Annotated in this window: 13 protein-coding genes; 9 read left to right on the plus strand and 4 right to left on the minus strand. The window is 29.9% G+C overall.

Annotated elements, in window-relative coordinates; genetic code table 11:
* Positions 1-118: 118 nt before the first annotated feature.
* Positions 119-1,135 (minus strand): tryptophan--tRNA ligase, encoded by a 1,017-nt coding sequence (gene trpS, locus ACO6OL_RS06770; RefSeq protein WP_485502592.1) that lies wholly within the window; start codon positions 1,133-1,135, stop codon positions 119-121.
* 176 nt (positions 1,136-1,311) lie between these two features.
* Between trpS and lplA the strand changes: the two genes are divergently transcribed.
* From lplA to srtB, 3 genes are all read left to right on the plus strand, one after another.
* Positions 1,312-2,301, plus strand: coding sequence for a lipoate--protein ligase (lplA, locus tag ACO6OL_RS06775; RefSeq protein ID WP_485502593.1), 990 nt, complete (start codon positions 1,312-1,314; stop codon positions 2,299-2,301).
* A gap of 24 nt (positions 2,302-2,325) precedes the next feature.
* Complete coding sequence (locus ACO6OL_RS06780; protein WP_485502594.1) at positions 2,326-2,649, plus strand: heavy metal-binding domain-containing protein; 324 nt, start codon at positions 2,326-2,328, stop codon at positions 2,647-2,649.
* Between the two features lie 99 nt (positions 2,650-2,748).
* Positions 2,749-3,549, plus strand: coding sequence for a class B sortase, LPKTxAVK-specific (gene srtB / locus ACO6OL_RS06785; RefSeq protein ID WP_485502595.1), 801 nt, complete (start codon positions 2,749-2,751; stop codon positions 3,547-3,549).
* Between the two features lie 199 nt (positions 3,550-3,748).
* On the opposite strand, the gene ACO6OL_RS06790 is transcribed toward srtB, so the two are convergent.
* The 3 genes from ACO6OL_RS06790 to pcp form a co-directional block, all read right to left on the minus strand.
* Complete coding sequence (locus tag ACO6OL_RS06790; protein ID WP_485502596.1) at positions 3,749-5,128, minus strand: MATE family efflux transporter; 1,380 nt, start codon at positions 5,126-5,128, stop codon at positions 3,749-3,751.
* A gap of 12 nt (positions 5,129-5,140) precedes the next feature.
* A complete protein-coding gene (locus ACO6OL_RS06795; RefSeq protein ID WP_485502597.1) occupies positions 5,141-5,545 on the minus strand; it encodes a MarR family winged helix-turn-helix transcriptional regulator in 405 nt (134 codons plus the stop codon).
* Positions 5,546-5,864: 319 nt separating this feature from the next.
* The gene (gene pcp / locus ACO6OL_RS06800; protein ID WP_485502598.1) at positions 5,865-6,512 is read right to left on the minus strand and encodes a pyroglutamyl-peptidase I; all 648 of its coding nucleotides are present in this window, start codon (positions 6,510-6,512) and stop codon (positions 5,865-5,867) included.
* 373 nt (positions 6,513-6,885) lie between these two features.
* On the opposite strand from pcp, the gene ACO6OL_RS06805 reads away from it, so the two are divergent.
* From ACO6OL_RS06805 to ACO6OL_RS06830, 6 genes are all read left to right on the plus strand, one after another.
* Complete coding sequence (locus ACO6OL_RS06805) at positions 6,886-8,502, plus strand: ATP-binding cassette domain-containing protein (protein WP_485502599.1); 1,617 nt, start codon at positions 6,886-6,888, stop codon at positions 8,500-8,502.
* A 377-nt stretch (positions 8,503-8,879) separates the two neighbouring features.
* Complete coding sequence (gene nrdG / locus ACO6OL_RS06810) at positions 8,880-9,527, plus strand: anaerobic ribonucleoside-triphosphate reductase activating protein (RefSeq protein ID WP_485502600.1); 648 nt, start codon at positions 8,880-8,882, stop codon at positions 9,525-9,527.
* 126 nt (positions 9,528-9,653) lie between these two features.
* Entirely contained in the window at positions 9,654-11,804 is a 2,151-nt protein-coding gene (locus ACO6OL_RS06815; RefSeq protein ID WP_485502601.1) for a YhgE/Pip domain-containing protein, read from the plus strand.
* Between the two features lie 182 nt (positions 11,805-11,986).
* Positions 11,987-12,988 carry a glycosyltransferase family A protein gene (locus ACO6OL_RS06820; protein ID WP_314160984.1) on the plus strand — a complete coding sequence of 334 codons (1,002 nt, stop codon included), beginning with the start codon at positions 11,987-11,989 and terminating at the stop codon, positions 12,986-12,988.
* A 2-nt stretch (positions 12,989-12,990) separates the two neighbouring features.
* Positions 12,991-15,015 carry a glycosyltransferase family protein gene (locus ACO6OL_RS06825; protein WP_485502602.1) on the plus strand — a complete coding sequence of 675 codons (2,025 nt, stop codon included), beginning with the start codon at positions 12,991-12,993 and terminating at the stop codon, positions 15,013-15,015.
* A gap of 972 nt (positions 15,016-15,987) precedes the next feature.
* The coding region (locus tag ACO6OL_RS06830) for a Rib/alpha-like domain-containing protein (RefSeq protein WP_485502603.1) at positions 15,988-20,053 on the plus strand (4,066 nt) is incomplete at its 3' end.

Below are 20,053 nucleotides of genomic sequence, written 5' to 3' on the forward strand. Positions count from 1 at the left end.
TTGATATCTAAATTCGCTTTATAAAAGCTTTTTAGATATCTAATAAACTGTGCGGAGGTGACTCAATAAAATCGATTTCTACGAAATCACGATTTTTGAGTCACTCTCTATAAAAAATTTATTTTTTGAAGTAATTAATTCCCATTGCATCTTTTACTTCATCTAAAGTAGCAGCTGCAACTTTCTCAGCTTTTTCACTTCCTGCTTTTAGCATTCTGTATACTTCAGCTTTATCTTTTGCAAATTCTTCACGGCGTTCTCTTATTGGGCGTAAGTAGTCTTGCATTACATCATTTAAACGACGTTTTAGTTTCATATCACCAAGTCCACCACGAGAGTAGTGTTCTTTAAGTTCTGCAACTTCATCAGCTCGATTATCGAAAATGTCTAAGTATTTAAATACTACATTTCCTTCGACTTGACCTGGATCTTCAATCTTGATGTGGTTTGGATCAGTGTACATTTTCATGATTTTAGCTTTAATGTTTTCTTCGCTATCACCTAGGTAAATACCATTGTTTAAACTCTTACTCATTTTCCCTTGTCCATCAATACCTACAAGACGAGCATGATTTTTTGGTGGTAGTACAATCTCAGGTAATACTAGAACTTCTTTATTGTATGTTCTATTGAAGTCACGAACGATTTCACGAGTTTGTTCAAGCATTGGTTTTTGATCTTCACCAACAGGAACGTGTGTTGCTTTAAAAGCAGTAATATCCGCAGCTTGGCTTACAGGATAAGTAAAGAATCCTGCAGGAATACTTTCACCGAATTTTTTGTCATTAATTTCCTGTTTAACAGTAGGGTTACGGTGTAATCTAGAGACTGATACTAAATTCATATAGTACATGTATAATTCTGCAAGTTGTGGAATTTGCGATTGGATAAAAATAGTAGTTTTTTTAGGATCAATTCCAACCGCAAGATAATCAAGTGCTACTTCTGTAATATTTTCGATAACTTTTCCTGGATTATCAGCATTATCAGTAAGTGCTTGTTGATCGGCAATCATAATAAATACTTCAGTATCATCTTCATTTTGTAAAGCTATACGATTTTTTAAAGAACCAACATAGTGCCCTAAGTGAAGTTTTCCAGTCGGTCTATCTCCAGTTAAAATAATTTTTGTCATAAAAGGGTAACTCCTCTAAAATAATTTTAATAATTCTTAATAATTATACCATAATCTGACTGAAGTTTGTTTGAAATAATAAAAAAATATTAATTTGGATAAAAATTTAGTGTTTTAGTCAGTAAAAAGTGGTATAATAAAAGAAAAAGAAATAGTTAATTATTAAGGAGATTAATATGATATATATAGAATCAAAAAGTAACGACCCACGCTACAACACAGCATTAGAGCTATATGCTTTTAATGAACTTGCAGAAAAAGACGATGTGTTTATGTTATGGATAAACTCGCCATGTATCGTTGTTGGTAAAAACCAAAATACAACAGAAGAAGTAAACCAAAAATTCTGTGATGATAAAGATATTAAAATCGTTCGTCGTGTAAGTGGTGGTGGTGCAGTTTACCACGATTTAAACAACTTAAACTACACAATCATTTCAAGTGGTAGAAGTGGTGAAGAATTTGACTTCAAATCATTCTCACAACCTGTGCTAGATGCATTAGATTCATTAGGAGTTAAAGCGGAATTTACAGGGCGTAACGACTTAGAAATTGATGGGCAAAAATTCTGTGGTAATGCTCAATACGTGCGTAACGGTCGTATTATGCACCACGGTTGCTTAATGTTTGATGTTGATACATCAGTTTTAGCTGATGCTTTAAAAGTATCTAAAGATAAGATTGAATCAAAAGGTATTAAATCAGTACGTTCTCGTGTAACAAACATTAAAGATCATCTTCCGAATCAAGATATGACAGTTCAAGATTTCGTAGCAGCTCTTAAAAAATATATGAGTGAAAAATACGAAATGACTGATTTTATTGCAACTAAAGAAGATGAAGCTGCAATCTTAGCTATCCAAGAAGAAAAAAATAACTCATGGGATTGGGTATATGGTAAAAACCCTGACTTCAATATTAAACGTAATAGAAGACTTAAAACTGGTAAAATTGAAGCTAATATCATGGTAGAACAAGGTGTTATTACTAATATTAAATTCTACGGAGACTTTTTCGGAGTAATGGATGTAGAAGATATTGCTAAAAAATTAGTGGGTGTAAAATACCAAAAAGAAGATATTCAAAAAGTTTTAGAGCAAATTGATATTAATTCATACTTCTTAGGAGCAACATTAGAAGAAGTAGTAGATATCTTAGTAGACTAATAAATAATTTTGGAGGGATGTATTATGATAATTGCAACAACAAATTATGTTCCAGGAATGGAAGTAGTAGAATATAAAGGATTAGCTACAGGTGAAGTAGTAGCTGGGATTAATTTCATTAAAGATATAGGAGCAGGGCTTCGAAACTTCTTTGGTGGACGAAGCCAAGGTTATGAAGATGAAATTATTCAAGCAAGAGCTGAAGCCTTAAAAGAATTAGAAGCGCGTGCAGTTGCAATGGGTGCTAATGCGGTTATTGGAGTTCGAGTAGACTTTGATGGACTTGGAAGCAACGGTAATAATATGCTTTTAGTAACAGTTACAGGAACAGCTGTAGTAGTAAGATAAAAAATTATATAATTGTAAAATAAAAGTAATAGAAAAATCTATTAAGATATTGTATAATGATAAACAGTTATTAATTTTTTAATAGAGAGGAAAAATATAATGAAAAAAGTATTTAACTTTAAAAAGCTTTTCTCTATTTTACTTTTAGCAATTGCTTTAGTAACATCTGCTGTATTTGTAGCTGGATGTAGTGATGATAATGGAAAAAGTTCTAGTTCATCATCAAAAGCAACTTACACAGTAAGTAAAGAAGAGAAAGATTATTTATCAAAACGTTTTTCAGAATTATCTAAGACGAATAACGAAACTGTAGCTTATGTTTATGCTCCAGGAACTCAGTTAGACGAACCAGTAGTTCAAACTAATGACAATGAAACATACTTAGATAAAACTTTTGAAGGTGGGCATGTTCCTTACCTTGGTACTGTATTCATGGATATGGATAACAAAAAAGACTTCCATGACAGATTAACTTGGTTATTCGGTCACGCTCGTGGAAGTAAAGTTGGAGATCACCGTATGTTCAACGATGTTAACTACTATGACAAACAAGAATACATGGACAAACACAAATTCGTAGTTATTGAAACTCCAGAGAGAAAATACTACTACGAAGCAGCATTCTTAACAATCGTACCAGAAACAACTTCATTCTATCGTTTAGATTTTGAAAGTGATGAAGATTTCTTAAACCAATTAACAAATGTTAAGAAAGATGCAACAACTAAAAATGATAGCGTTCAACTTAAAGGAAATGATAAATATTTAGTATTATCTACTTGTCGTGAGGAAGACGAAACAATTCGTTCTAACCTGTACCTACGTCAAATTCCAGATAACGAAATGAACGATTTCTTAGCTAAACATAAAGATGAATTAAAATATGTAGCTACAAGATAATAAATAATGAAAAAGGGCTGATTTCAAAGTCCTAAATTTTAACAAAGTGTATATGATAACTCATAGACGCAGTGGTTTATTGATATCTAAATTCGCTTTAGAAAAGCTTTTTAGATATCTAATAAACTGTGCGGGGGTGACTCGACAAAATCGATTTCTACGAAATCACGATTTTTGAGTCACTCCCTTTTTAGTTTATCTAAATAATATTTTGTTTTGGCATTATTCTAAATTCTCTAATTAAGAAGAATAAAGAAACTGAGAATGCACAAAGGTCTGTTACCGGAGTGGCATAGATTATTCCATTAATTCCAAAGAAGTGAGAAAGAATAAATAACATTGGTATTAGCACTATAAGTTGTTTAGTTAAGGCAATAGTAACTCCAATTTTAGGTTTTCCTATTGCAGAGAAGAAAGTAGAGCTTGAAATTTGAACACCATTGATAAATGTAAATAGCAAGAAGAATCGCATATACTTAACTGCAAACTCAAAGTAAAGTTCATCGCCATTACCGAATAGACTAACAATTTGTTTAGGGAAAATCTCAAAGATTAAGAAGAATGTAATTGAGATAATCATTGCATACTTCATGGTATATCTCATTGTAGTACGAACTCGTTCGTATTTTTTAGCTCCGTAATTATATCCGAAGATTGGTTGAGCCCCTTGAATTAATCCAATAATAATAGCTATAAATATTATATTAATTTTAGCTACGATACCTGCTACAGCTATAGGAATATCATTTCCATATACAGAATTAGTACCGTGAATATTTAACAAGTTATTTGTTACTATTTGAGCTATCATATTAGAACCTTGGAAAACAAATGAAGGCATTCCAAATCCAGCAGCAACTTTTAATAAACGTATCTTAGGGATGAAGTCTTGCTTAGTAAATTTAACACTTTTGAATTTTGGAAAATATAAAACAAGAATCAATGCAGATAAGAATTGGCTTATAACTGTAGCCCAAGCCGAACCAGCAATTCCCCAACCAAATCCAAAGATAAAAATTGGATTAAGAATAGTATTAAGTACTGCACCAAAAATAATGGCAAACATTGAATATTTTGGACTATTATCCGAACGAACAATAGGGTTAGTACTAATAGAAATTAGCAAGAATGGAATTCCTAAAGATGTAATACTAGCAAAGGTCATTGCATACTCTAAAATTTCATCTGTAGATCCAAATGCGTACATAAGTGGTTTTAAGAATATGTGAACTAAAATCGTGATAATAATACCTATAATAAACAATGAAGATACTGCAGTACCAACTACAGATTTCGCTTTTTCAGGATTACCACGACCTAACTCAAGATTAAAGTTAGAGGCAGCACCGATTCCTATCATTAAACCGATAGCTAAGCAAATAGTTGTAAGAGGAAAGGCGACATTTGTTGCAGCATTACCTAGGTATCCAACACCTTGACCGATAAAAATCTGGTCAATTACACTATACATCGCATTAATAATATTCGCTGTAATAGCTGGCCAAGCAAATGATGTAAGTAGTTTTTTTATAGGTTTTGTACCTAGCGGATTTTCTATATAATTTTGTGTTTTTTCCATGTAAGTTCCTCCTTAAGTTATTTTATTCAATATCGTGAAGAAAGTAGAAATTTCTTCTTCAGTTAAGTTTTTAAGAACCTCTTTTTCAGCTGTGTTTAGTAGATTAGAGTAAGTTGATAAAACCTCTTTACCTATTTCAGTTAAATGTAGTGTATAAGAACGTCTATCTTTTACTCCACGTTTTCTAATAACAAAACTTTGTTTTTCAAGAGCATCGATATTACGCCCAACAATATTTCTATCTTTTCTATGTATTTCAGCAAGTTGAGCTTGGGTAACACCTTCATTTTCCGAAATGTAAATAAGAGTAATGAAATGCCCATGTGTAATGCCTATTTCAGCTAGAGGTTGTTTAGTATAACTTCTCATGTTCTCTAATAGCGTAATAAGTTTATAACCTAACGCATCTTTTAACATAATTTCACCACCTAAAAATAATATAGCTAATATATTATATACTTAGTATACTATTTTGTCAATAAAAAAAAGAAAGGGAGTGACTCAAAAATCGTGATTTCAAACAAGATTTTGTAGAGTCACTTCCCGCAGTAGTTTATTAGATATCTGAAAAGCTTTTTAAAGCGAATTCAGATATCAATAAACCACTGCGTCTATGAGTTTTCCTATAAACTTTGTTAAATTTTAGGACTTTTTGGCTATCCTCTATCTTTTCAGTGTTTTTTTACTGTTTATGAAAATTTGACTCTGTTTGTATTGAGTAGAAATTTAGCATTAATTAATGTTCTAAGCCACCTGTTATTTTTGTATCTTCCTTATCATAATAAGTCACGGCAGTTTTTATTATTAATTCTAAAGCAACGATAATATCTTCTTTTTTCATATAAGGCATATTAGGCTTCTCTGAAACCTGTTCTTCAATATAAGGGATATGAATAAATCCAGCTTTAATATGTGGATATTTTGTTGAAGTTAGATATAAAGATTCATACATAATATGATTGCAAACAAAAGTCCCGGCAGTATTAGAAATAGCGGAAGGGATATTATTTTTATTCAATTCGTCAACAATAGCCTTTATTGGTAGTGTGGAAAAATATGCATTTTCTCCATCTTTTCTTATAACTTCATCAATAGGGCTATTTCCAATATTATCGGGGATTCTAGCATCATCAATATTAATAGCTATACGCTCAGGTGTAATTTTACTTCTTCCTCCAGCTTGTCCAACGCAGATTACTATATTAGGAGAAAATGATTTTATGTTTTCTTCTAAAACCTGTGAGCTATCTTTAAAGACTGTAGGCAGGGTGATTTTTTTTATTTCTATATTATCTATTACATCTGGTAAGCTATTAACACATAAATTAGAAGGATTAATACTCTCACTACCAAATTTATCAAAACCAGTTATTAATACTCTCATAAAGCACCTCGCAATTTTTAAAAAATATATTGTAATAATTAACTTAATAATATTCTATGGTAATTATTACTTTTCAATTAAATGAATTTTTAAATTATAATAATTATAAAACAGTTTAGATAATTTGAAAATAGCATTCTTATAATTTTAGGAGATAAATTGTAATTAATCATAAAATAAGAGATAAAAAATCATAAATTTACTAGTTTTAATTTTCAGATTTTTAAGAATTAAATTTACATTATTCTGAAAAAATGATATAATCTATTTATTAGATAAGATGTATTTTGTGAAAAGATAAGTTTTACTTTATTGTTGGCTAATAAAACAAGGATATGTGAAGTAATGTGTAATAAATGGGGAGGAGAGGTTTATGTATCGTACAAAAAAATATTATGATAATAAGTTGTATATTGTTCAATTTATTACCATAGTTTTTATTTTACTAAGAACTATAGTAAATTTAACATCAATTTTTATTATTCAAGTTATCTTGGATAGTTTGATATCTAAAGATTTTGAGAGAGTTTATCATTTTGTTAAATACTTGATAGTAATATTAGTATTTTATTTTTTATTGTTATTTCTTTCTCAATATTTTTTAAGAAAACTTTTCTTTCTTGGAAATTTTTCTGTTTTAGAGTATTTTTATGATAAGTTTTTAAAAAGTGAATATAATGATTTTAAAGAAGAAAAAAGCGGTGAAATATTATCTAAGTTAACCTCAGATAGTATAAAGATATCAGATTGGTATTCTCAAGGTAAAGTTATTTTAGTAACGCAGTCTTTTATTTTGTTTTCTATATTGATGTTTATGTGTAGGTATAATGTTTCGATAACACTTATATTATTTTCTGTAATACTTGTATGTTTTTTTATTATAAAACAAATAAGTAAGAAGCTTTCGAATTGTATGAAGAGTGAACAGAAATTATTAGGTGAAACTAATCAATATATACTTCAGTCAATATTAGGTTATTTTGATTTAAAGCAATTAAATAAAGAACAGTACTTTATAGATTATCTTAAAGAAAATATTATAAATAAGAGAATAAAGGTCAATACTGACTTAGCAAAGTATTTTTCGTTATATGTAGGTATATCTGCTACTGTTGCATTTATACTACCTATTGTTTCTCTATTACTTTCAGTGTATTTTATAATATATAAAGATTTCTCCGTAGGTTCGGCTATTGCAATATTTTCTACAGTTAGAATGTTAGATGAACCTATAAATTCTATATCAGATAAAATAACTGTTAGGCAGACCGCTTATAAGATAGAAAGTGAGTTGTCTAAGACTTTCAATAATAAAAGCAATGAAGTGAAAGAAGCATTAAAAATAAGTAAATTTAACAGTGTAAATGTGAATATAGCTAGTTTTTATTTTAAAGACAATCTGATTTTATCTGATTTTAGATTAGAAATTAATAAGGGTGATTTTCTAGTTTTAAAAGGAAGAAGTGGTGTAGGAAAGACGACAGTATCTAATCTTATATTAAGAAACTTGCAAGAGGGTGCATATAAGTTAGATGGGGAAGTCTTAATCAATGAAAAAGATATATATAAGAATAATATTCAAGTTTTAGGAGAATTTTTGAAAGTAACTCAAGAACCATACATATATGAAGCTACAATAAGAGATAATATTCTCTTAGGTGATTCATACGAGGATAGACTTGATGAGATAGTTAGATTATTACACCTACAAGAATTGATTGATAAATTAGGATATAATTATTTATTGAAAGAAAACGGGAAAAATTTAAGTGGTGGAGAAAGGCAAAGACTAGAGTTGGCTAGAATATTAATAAGAAGACCTGAGTTTATTATTTTGGATGAACCGACAAGTGCTATGAATACCAATTTGAGTGAATTAATAGTAGAAAACATTTTTAACTACTTAAAAGAACACAATATTACAAGTTTGATAATAACTCATAGTAAGGAATTTGATAAATTTGCTACAGATATCATAGAAATTAAATAAGAGTAAGAACAACATTATAAATATCACCGCAGATAAGTAATACTTATACATGGAGTTAGATACTAGTAGCTTAGGATTTTGATTTTATAAAAATTAATTTTCCTAAGTCTTTCTTTGTCATTTTATATAAGATATATTTTGAAGGTGCTGAATCAAAAGTTTCAAATTTTAGAAAGTTTATATGAGAATCTTAGGTATGGTACTTTATTGATATCTAATTTTGCTTTATAAAAACTTTTTAGATATTTAACAAACTGTATTATTGTTACTCGATAAAATCGATTTCTCAAAAATAAAGATTTTTGAGGATCTCTTTATAAGATAAATTGTAATTCATTTTTAAAAGTGATATTATATGAATATAAGGGGTGAGGATTATGTCAAGAGAAGAAAAATTAAGAACTATTATTAGCACGATAGACAATTCAGAATATAGTGCTACTAAGAAAACTACTAATAATAAATGTATGATGAGAACATTTAAAGAAGCTAATGATACTTGGCTAGCGGGAGCGTATTCTAAGAAAAAATACGCTGATTATAAACCATTTCAATTCGTTGATGGTGAGGGAGTAAGATGTTCAATATATTTAAGTGGTTGTCTATTCGCTTGCAAAGAGTGTTTTAACGAAAGTATCCAAAATTTCAACGCGGGGCAATTATATACGAAAGAAATAGAAGATCAAATAATACAAGATTTAAGTAATTCATATGTTCAAGGATTAACGATTTTAGGAGGAGAGCCGTTCCTTAATACTCAAGTAGCTAGAACGTTAGCTAAAAGAGTAAGAGATGAATTCGGTTCAACAAAAGATATTTGGGTATATAGTGGCTACACATATGAGCAACTCCTAAATGGTAGTGAGGATAAAAAGGAATTATTAAGCTTGTGTGATGTTTTGGTAGATGGACCATTTATGATTTTTCTAAAAGATTTAAGCCTTAGATTTAGAGGAAGTAGTAATCAAAGAATTATAGATATAAAACATTCTACTAAAGATAATGTAGTTCTGTATATGGAGTAAGTTTGAATATCATGTAATTACTTTAATTAGTAGTTAATTCATGATATAATAGTTAGATTAACAATTAGGGATAAATGATATCTCTAATTGTTTTTGTTGATTAATTTATAGAGAGGAGATTAAAAGTTGAAAAATATTATAGAGATTTTTCGAAAGGATATAAAAGAAGTATTTAGAAAAACTAATACATGGATAATTATAGTAGGATTAATATTTTTACCATCAATGTATGCATGGCCGAATATACTATCGTCATGGGATCCTTATGGACATACTAACAATATAAAGGTTGCTGTAACCTCAGAAGATGCCGGTGCTACTGTAGATGGAAAAGATTTAAATTTAGGTAATAGTTTAGTTGAAGGATTGAAAAATAATAAAAATCTCGATTGGCAGTTTGTCTCTAATAAACAACAAGCTGAGGATGGAGTAAGAATAGGGGACTATTATGCGAGTATTGTTGTACCAAAAAATTTCAGTCAAGATATGACATCTGTTAGTAGAACAGAACCTAAGAGAGCCACTATAGAGTATACGGTTAATGAAAAAATTAATGCGATTAGTCCAAAAATAACAAACAGTGGTGCTTCTGCAATAGCTAATAATATTAGTAAAAACTTTGTAGAAACAGCTAATGGTATAATTTTTGAAAAACTGCATGAAGCGGGGATAAAATTTGAAGAAAATCTTCCATCAATTGAAAAAGCAAAGGAGGAAATCTTTAAATTAAATGATAACTTTTCTACATATGAAAGTACTTTAAGTGAATTAATTGCTAAAGTAGAGCATGGTTCAAATATTTTGAATAATGTTCAAAATACACTCCCAGAAATAGATAGGGTAGCTACAAATAGTATTATGATTGCTGATAAGGCAGGGATTACTATTAATAATATACAGGGCTTCAATGAAAGATTATTGCCGATTATTAATAATCATCTTAATGTTGTAGAGGAAGTATCTAAAGAAGCTAATGTTATAGCAAAAGAGTTACAACAGAAACCAGATAAAACAGAAGAAATAAAAGCAAGACAGAAAGCTTTAGATAGCAGATTACAAGCTAGTACAGAAAGATTACAATTAGTAAAGAATATCTTTGAGTATTTTAATAAATTATCGAATGAGAGATTATTTAATAATCAACTTGAAAGAGTAACTACTTTATCGAATGATATTACGACGATAAAAGAAGTAAATAATAATATCTATAATAAGATGGATCATTATGATGAAATAGCGAATACTGTAAAAGAGGAATTTGTAAATAAATCTGCTAGAATTAATGAAGTTTCTTCAAATATGAATTCTAAATTGAATGTTGAAGTTGCACCTTTAATCTCTCAAGTTCTTAGCAAGGCAGAGGTTAATATTGATAAGGTGAGTGGCATAATTGCTAGGACACAAGGAGAACTACCTGCAGTAGAGAGAAAATTATCAGAAACTGAGGTAAAAATTAGTAACGCATACGGAAAACTATTATCGTTACAAGCCCAAATGCCATCTGCAAAAAGTAAAATTCAAAAGCTAACTGATGAAATTAAAAAGATTGATAATGGTATAGATAAAAATCAGCTATTTAATCTATTGAAGGTTGACTATAAACAACAGGCAGAGTTTTTCGCAAATCCTGTTAAACTTCAAGAGAATAAACTTTATCATATAGAAAACTATGGTTCAGCGATGACACCGTTCTATACAGTACTTTCTATTTGGGTTGGTTCATTACTAATGTCTTCGTTATTAACTACGAAGGTGGAGGATGAGGAAAACAAATATAAACCTTATCAAAAATATTTTGGTAGAGGGTTATTGTTTGTAATAATATCGTTATTCCAAACATTAATAATTACACTAGGGGATATGTATGTTCTAGGAACACAGGCAACCTCACCATATAGGTTTGTATTATATGCATTACTGATTTCGCTGCTATTTTCTTCAATTATTTACACTATAGTGTGTATTTTAGGAAATGTAGGGAAAGCTGTTTGTATAGTGCTGCTAGTATTACAATTAGGAAGTTCAGGAGGAACATTTCCGATTCAAATGACATCAGAATTTTTCCAAGCGTTATATCCCAAAGTACCATTTACATATTCTATAGGTTTACTACGTGAAGCGGTAGGTGGTGTATATATTCCAGCGGTAGAGCGTGATATTAAGATATTATTTATCTATCTAATGGTCGTTTTAGCCGGAGGTGCTATTTTAGTAAGCTTGAAGGCACGTTCAGAAAAATTAAGTAGGGAAAGAGAACGTTCTAAATTGTTCTTGTAGATTTAGTACAGATATAATAGAGAATGTTTTAAAAGTAAAATAGGAAGTGATTCAAAGGAATTGATTTAATGCAGTCAAGTCTTCTGAGTCACTTCTTTTGGTTGTTTTCTCATACTAAATGAAAAAACTTAGTATTTATGATATAATAAAATGATAAAACCTTAAAATATAGAGGATAAATTATGGTTAAAACATTAGATAGAACAAAAGATATATTTTTAGATACAATGCTTTTGGGAAATGAAATATTAACGAAAAAAATAAAAACAACGAATAAAACAAAAATTACAGTAGTCTTAGCGGCATATAGAAGTGTCGATAGACTAGAAAGTATAATAAAAGATTTATTTAATCAAAGTTTTCAAGAATTCGAAATAATTGTAGTTGACGACCTTTCAGATTCTAAGATAGAAGAAGTGGTAGCTGTGTTAGATAATAATAAAATAAATTATATAAAAAAACAACTAGGTTCTAACTCATCGGCGAAGAATTGTGCGTTAGATTTTTCTAAGGGAGAATATACAGTTTTTGTTGAAGAAAATTCAAAATTAAAATCTAATTATTTGGAATTATTGTTTAATGAAGTATCACAGAAAAATCTTGATATAGCAATGTTAACACGAAATGGTTATCCAAGTATTCTAGATGGGAAAATTTCAACAGGCCAGAACTATCTAGTTGAAGAAATAAAAAGATTGAAAAGTGATTTGAATTATAATATTACTTCTTGTATTTTCAAGAAGAAATTCTTAGATATCTATAGTTTAAGATTCCAAGAGGATATGTTAGCTTTAGAGAATTTATACTTCAAATTACGTGTCTTTGATGTTGCAGGAAAAGTAAGTCAAGTAGCGAAAGTTGGTTATAAAGATTTAGAAGAAAATAAATCTGTAAGAAATAATGCAATGATTGAAGCTTCAACAAGAAGAATAATGATTGCATTTAATAAAATAGAAGAATTTAAGCAAGATAAAAAGTATGAAGATAGTTTAAATTTACTATGTGGATATTTACTTTTTGATGTACTTAGAATGTATGAGAATATGTCCGAGGAAATAGAAATTTTAGAGTTAATAAAATCTAGAAAAAACTATTTTGATAGTGACACATTCATAAATAAAACGATGATAGCAATGTCTCCGATAATGTTTGCAAATCATCTTAACAGAAAGGATAGGAGATAATTATGAGGCGAATATTACATAATGTGTTTTCATATGTGTTTATAGCTTTGTTTACAATAGCTTTAACGTGGGCATATGTTGCACCTTTTGTATATGAAAGAATATTAAATCCGTTGGCACTTCTGTTAGGAGTTCCAGTGGTTTTCATACTGTTTATTTATGCAGTAAAAAAAGTGTTAGCAACAGACGAAGTTGGATTAAAAAAATATAATAGAATTATTATATTAGTATATTTAGTATTTCAGGCGATTATTTTATCTATGGATACACTAAACTTTTCAGATGGTGCAGAGATAGAAAATGAAGCCCACTATATGCTAAACTATGGAAAATTCTCTGGTGAAAGATATTTTTTAGTTTATCCGAATAATATTACACCGACAATTATTCTATACTGGATATACCGTATAGCTGCATTTCTACATATATCAGAAGTGTGGACATTACATATATTCTGTTTCTTAGTAACAACGGCGACAATATTTTTAACATATAAGACAGCTGGAAAATTACTAACAAAACAAAAACAAACCATAATTTTAGGATTAATGATATTATACATTCCTTTCCAAATGTATAGTTTATTCTATTATTCAGATACTCTAATGGTAATTATGGTTGCTTTAATAATATATGTTCTTATACCTTCAGATGGAAGTTTTATCTTTAGAACAAAGCATATTGTAGCAGTAGCTATTCTAGTTGCATTTGCATGGAATTTAAGATCTAATATTATTATTATTTTACCAGCGTTAATAGTTTACTTACTATTTTTTAAATGGTATAAAAATTTAGTTTTATTATTAGTGACCTTTGGAATTGCATTTGTATTCTTTGGAAAAGGATTCGATATGCTATGGGCACACTATGGATTTTGGAAAGATGATGGCTATAAGTTTCCAATGTTGCACTGGGTAATGATGGGAATGAGTATTCAAGGTGGAAGTTATAATTGGCAGGATTTCCAATTTACATATCTTAGTCAAAACAAGATGGCAGATGACCTGGGCTTATTCTTTAATAGGGTGACTCATAGACCATTTTTCCTAAATTTACTTATGATAGTTCTTAAAATAAGAGGTAATTGGAGTGATGGAACAATAAACTACACTAACGGGACACGTGCACTAAGAGATGGAGATGGTTTCTTGTGGCAACTTTTCTATGGAAGTAATAATAGTTTCTTCATATATCTTTCTCAAATGATGTATGTCGTGATTATCTTTGGTATGGTATATTACATCTATAAACGTAGAAAAGAGTATATTACTTCATGCTTCCTATTCCAAATTATTATCTTCGGGGTGTTTATGTTCCATTTAATCTGGGAAGCTAAACCTAGATATGTTTATGCATGGATGCCGATAATTTTCATTCTAGGAGCAAAAGGTATAATACTATTTTCTGAAAGATATGAGACGACTATATTTGATAAGTACAAGAAAAAACTTTATATTGCTTTTGGAGTAGTATTTGCTCTTCAAGTAGGAAGCGATAGTTTCTTAAGACCATCTTATTTGATGAATTTAGATTATGATTCACGTGTAATTAATGGTATTAGTATTTATGCAACGGACAATTATTTAAGAGATGGAATAGTTAGAGTTAATAAAGATACAGAAGTTGAACAAACATTCAAGGCTAATCGTAGTTTTAATTATGTTCGTGGATATATTTCTTCATATGATGAGAAAAATAATTCGAAGTATAAAGTAGAGATAATAGATAAAAAAGATAATAAAGTTGTAAGAGAACATGAATTTATTTATCGTGAATTGTATTGGGAAGTACCACTACAAACATATACTCTTCGTTGGTATTTCGATGATCTTCCGGCAGGAGACTACAGTGTGAAATTCTCACAAGTAGAAAGTGATAACAATGGAAGCATAGTTATTTCTAGTGTACCAAATGAAATGATTGATATGTATGAAGCTGGTAAATTGTATATTAATGGTGCTGACCAAAATAAAAAAGATTTATCATTACAAATAGGACATAGATACCAAAAACTTTGGTGGTATTAATGAAATAGAGAAAATAATATCTTTAATTAAGATAAGAGGCTCATCTTCGGATGAGTCTTTTTATATAATGATTAAAAGTGAGTGACAAAAAATTGTAATTTTGAAGAAAGTGATTTTGCTGAGGTTCCCGCAAAGTTTATTAGATATCTAAAAGTTTTGTTATAAGGAGGGTTTATATATCAAAAAGACCTTCATAAAGCGAATTTAGGTATTGATAAACCGTTATGTTCATAAAATTTGAGATTTTTTGCTCAGCGTTATAGTAGATAGTTTTGTATTTTATTATTTATAATTTTATTTATCAGGAACGAATTTATGTGTAAATATAATAATATTGTGACTTTGAACAGAGACAGTATTTGTTATAAATTCTTGACAAATAAATATTAAAATTCTAAAATAGAGTTTAAGGGATATAATCCATTTAAAAGAAAAATGGACATTGTTATAGATAAGGGAATTGAGTTTGATGAAAAAATATATAATTAATTATATATCTTTTATTTTTTAATAGTTTATTAATTTTATTTTGCAGAAGTTATTTTATTTAATAGGGAAATGAGTATGAAATGATCGTAATGTATTTTCATGAAAATTTCTAATAAGTATAGTTATATTTAGTAAAATTTGTTAGAGTAATCTAGCTTATAATATAGCATATTAGATGGGAGTGGCTCAAAAATCATGATTTTAGAGAAATTGATGTTGTCGGTTCTGTCTTATAAAATTTATTAGATATCTAAAAAGTTTTTATAAAGCGAAGTTAGATATTAATAAGCTATTGTGCTTATAAGTTTTTATATAAATTTTTTTAAATATTTAGGACTTTTAGTTCAACCTCATATATCAAATATATATTTTTGATTTTTTTCGTATCTTGTAGGCATTAATATAAAAACTAGATTTATTGATTTTATTTTTTATGTTTATCTGTCAATCTAGTATAAAAAATTATAATAGTAAGGAGTACCCATGGCAAATAAAGACCAAAAAAGAGTATTAAAATATTCGATTAAGAAATTTAGTGTTGGAACATTTTCAGTATTAGTAGGAGCTTTTATATTTTTAGCATCACCAGCTTTAGCAAATGAAGCAAATACTAGTGAAAATATATATAAAGAAAATAACACTATTATTGAAAAGGAAAAAACAAAAGAAACATATAAGAGTGAAGCAATCGTAACAGAAAAACCAAAAGACATAGAAAAAACTGCTTCAAGACCAGGTGAAGAAAACAATTTAGTAGAAGAAAAAGCCACTCAAGAAAAGCCTGTTTCAGGGACTAAAGAGAAAAATAATTTAGCAGAAGAGAAAGCTACTCAAGAAAAGTCTGTTTCTGGAATCGAAGGTAAAAATAATTCAGTAGAAGAGAAAAGTTCTATAGAAAAAGCTGTTGCTGAAAAGACAAAAGCTCGTAGAAAAAGATCTACAGATTCAGAAAGAGAATCTGTAAAGCGATTTGCAACTGATGATGATTTTGTGAAAATCTCAAAAGGTTTAATAACGACAGAAGATGGTCGAATTGATAATTTACTTTTTGGAAAAACGCCATTAAAAGCAAATGAAGATAAGGATGGAGATAGTGCGAAGAATGGTAGTGAAATCTATGTTTATGAAAAAGATGGAAAAACATATTATGGATATTATGGACATCCATTTTTAAAAGATACTGATGGCGATGGAATTACAGATCATGATCAAAGTGATTTAAGTAAATCAGGGGATGATGATAATTTCAAGTGGTATGTAACGGATCGTGATATGGCTATGTTTATGAAATTAGTATATCGTGATGATGAGTATATTAAAAAAGTTTTAAATAAAGACTATAAGTGGACTGCCACTGATAATAATGTAAAAGATGATCCAAATGCTAGAAACGTGTATGAACTTATACATAATGAGTTTTCTCCATATTGGGAAATCGATAAGACTTATCATAATGCAAGTGGACTTGATGCAGTATTATTTAAAAGTAAAAGTGCGTTGCCGATTTTACCAGGCGGCTTAGTTCATGTTCTTGCGATAAGAGGAACTAAGGGTGGTGCGGATGTTACTAATGACGGGGTTATTGCAGTAGGACAAGATCCAAAGCAAGGTCAAGAAATAGAAGAAATAATAAAAGAGATAGGTATAAGAGAAGACATTAAGAATTTTTATATTACGGGACATTCTTTAGGAGGATATTTGACTCAACGTGCTGTAGTCAAGCTAAATAGGTTAGCTAATGAGGAAAATGGGTATTGGATTGATTCTGCGGCTAAAAAATATAGAAACTTTTACAATAATGTTTTTAAAAAAGCTACAACGTTTAATGCTCCAAAAATCAATGCTTCGAGAACAAATGGTGATTTATATAAGAAAAGTATTTTAAGTAAGCAATTAGCAAAACAAGGAAAAATTAAACATTATGGAATGAGGGGAGATAGTTTAGTAGGATTATTATATAATGATAAAGATGTTATGACCTACATAGAGGGAGGAGAACATAGTTCTAATGCTTATTTCACAGCAATGTTGAATGATGATGATAATTTTAATATAGGTGAAAGAACTAGAGTAAACGGTAAAGGGAAAGAAAATCTAATACTGAAAAACTTAAAAATAGCAGAGCCAACGGATGAAGAAGTAAGAAAAATAGTAAATGAGAATATAAAAATTTCATTGAAAGATCAAAATCCAGTAGAAATATTAGCGTTAAATAAAATATCAAGAGAAGAAGTATTAAAAAAATTAAATTTAGACAATTTACCTAATACAGCAACATTGAATATAAATATTCCTGATGAAATTCAACCGACAGCGGTAAATCATGTTTTACCAGTAACAATAAGTTATCTAGGAAAAACGGTAAATCCTAATATAAATGTAGTAGTAAAAGTATTACCAAATTTTGAGGAGTTAAAAGCTATTAAACAAAAAGCATCTGGTGAGAAAGAGAAGAAAGTAGACACAGAGCATAAAACTGTGGAAACAAAAAATCGTTATAATGCAAAAAAAGTAGAATTAGACACTAAACTGCAAAAAGTTGAAGAATTGTTAAAAAATAGTAGTGCCAAACAATCAGATATAAAAGCTTTAACTAAAGAATTGGAAATATTGTTAGAAGAATATAAAACGTCTGTTAGTGGCTTAAAATTAGATAAAACTTTATTGACAGATGAGATAGCAAGAGTAACTAATAGTTTGGAAACATTCAAAAATACTAATACTACATTAAAACCGTCAGAAGTAGTAACTGAGTTTAATGGTCGAAAAGATGAATTGTTGAATAACTATAATAATCTTTTAAAAGAAGTTAAGGGGAATTTAGACGGAATAGAAACTTACGATAAATTAGTGGAAGAAAAAAATAAATTTGCTAATTTGGAAAAAGAAATAAGTGAAGCTTCATCTATTTTAAATAAAACCCAAAAAGATTATTATGAACCAACTAAGAAGTCTTATGAACTTTATGAAGGAGATAAGCCTAACGCGGAATTATCTATTGAGAAAAATACTCTACCTATAAAAAATATTATATGGGAAATTGAGCCAAGTACTTCAAGTTCTGGAAATAAAGAGGGAAGAGTAAAAGTAGTATATAATGATGATAGTTTTGATTTAGTTTCTGTAAGTGTTAGTGTCAAAGAATTGTATGGAGAAACGCTAACGACAACTGAAGAAGAAAAACTGCCATTAAAAGTAATTTACACTGGAGATGATACAAAAGATTATGGTTATATTAGTGAAATTACAGGAGAAGATGGTAAAGTTGTTACAACTATAAAATCAAGATTAAATAAAAAGACGAATACTGTAGAAGAAATAAGTAGAACTTCAGCAAGAACAGATGCTGTAAATACAGTTATAACAAAAGGAATTAAGACAAAAATAAAAGAAACTACAATTCCAAGGGAAGTTGTTTATGAAGAAGATGCTTTGTTAGATAAAGGTAAAGAGTTTGTAAAAACAGAAGGAGAAGATGGTAAAAATATAACGACAACGACGTATATTTTAAATAGTACGACGGGAGAAGTTATAGAAAAAATAACTGTAGAGAACAAGGAAAAAATAGATAAAATTATAGTAAGAGGGACAAAAGAAGAGAAGCCATCAGTTCCAGAGAAACAAGAGAAACCAGTACAACCAGAGGCATCAGGGAAACAAGGTGACTCAACTCAGCCGTCAACACCTGAAAAACCAGAAGCCTCAGGAAAAGAGGGTCAACCTGTACAACCAGGAACGCCAGCGCAACCAGAGGTATCAGGGAAACAAGGTGATTCAGCTCAACCATCAATGCCAACAAATCCAGCTGAGGAAAAACAAAAAGAAGAAACACAAAAAATTCCAGAGAAACAAGAAAAGCCGGTTCAGCCAGAAAACTCAGGAAAAGAAGGGACATCGGTATCACCTGCAGAGGAGAAACCAAAAGAGGAGCAACCTGTACAACCAGGAACCCCAACACAACCAGAGGCATCAGGGAAACAAGGTGATTCAGTCCAACCATCAACGCCTGTAAAACCAGCTGAGGAAAAAACAAAAGAAAAAACACCAAAAGTTTCAGATAAACAAGAAAAGCCGGTTCAACCAGAAAACTCAGGAAAAGAAGGGACATCGGTATCACCTGCAGAGGAGAAACCAAAAGAGGAGCAACCTGTACAACCAGGAACCCCAACACAACCAGAGGCATCAGGGAAACAAGGTGATTCAGTCCAACCATCAACGCCTGTAAAACCAGCTGAGGAAAAACAAAAAGAGGGAACACCAAAAGTTTCAGAGAAAGAGGAGCAACCTGTACAACCAGGAACACCGGTGCAACCAGAGGTATCTGGACAGCCGTCAACACCTGTAAAATCAGAAGCAAAAGAGGAACAACCTGTACAACCAGGAACCCCAACACAACCAGAGACATCAGGGAAACAAGGTGATTCAGCTCAACCATCAACGCCAAGAAATCCAGCTGAGGAAAAACAAAAAGAGGGAACACCAAAAGTTTCAGAGAAAGAGGAACAACCTGTACAACCAGGAACCCCAACACAACCAGAGACATCAGGGA

Source organism: Gemella sp. (assembly GCF_057272915.1).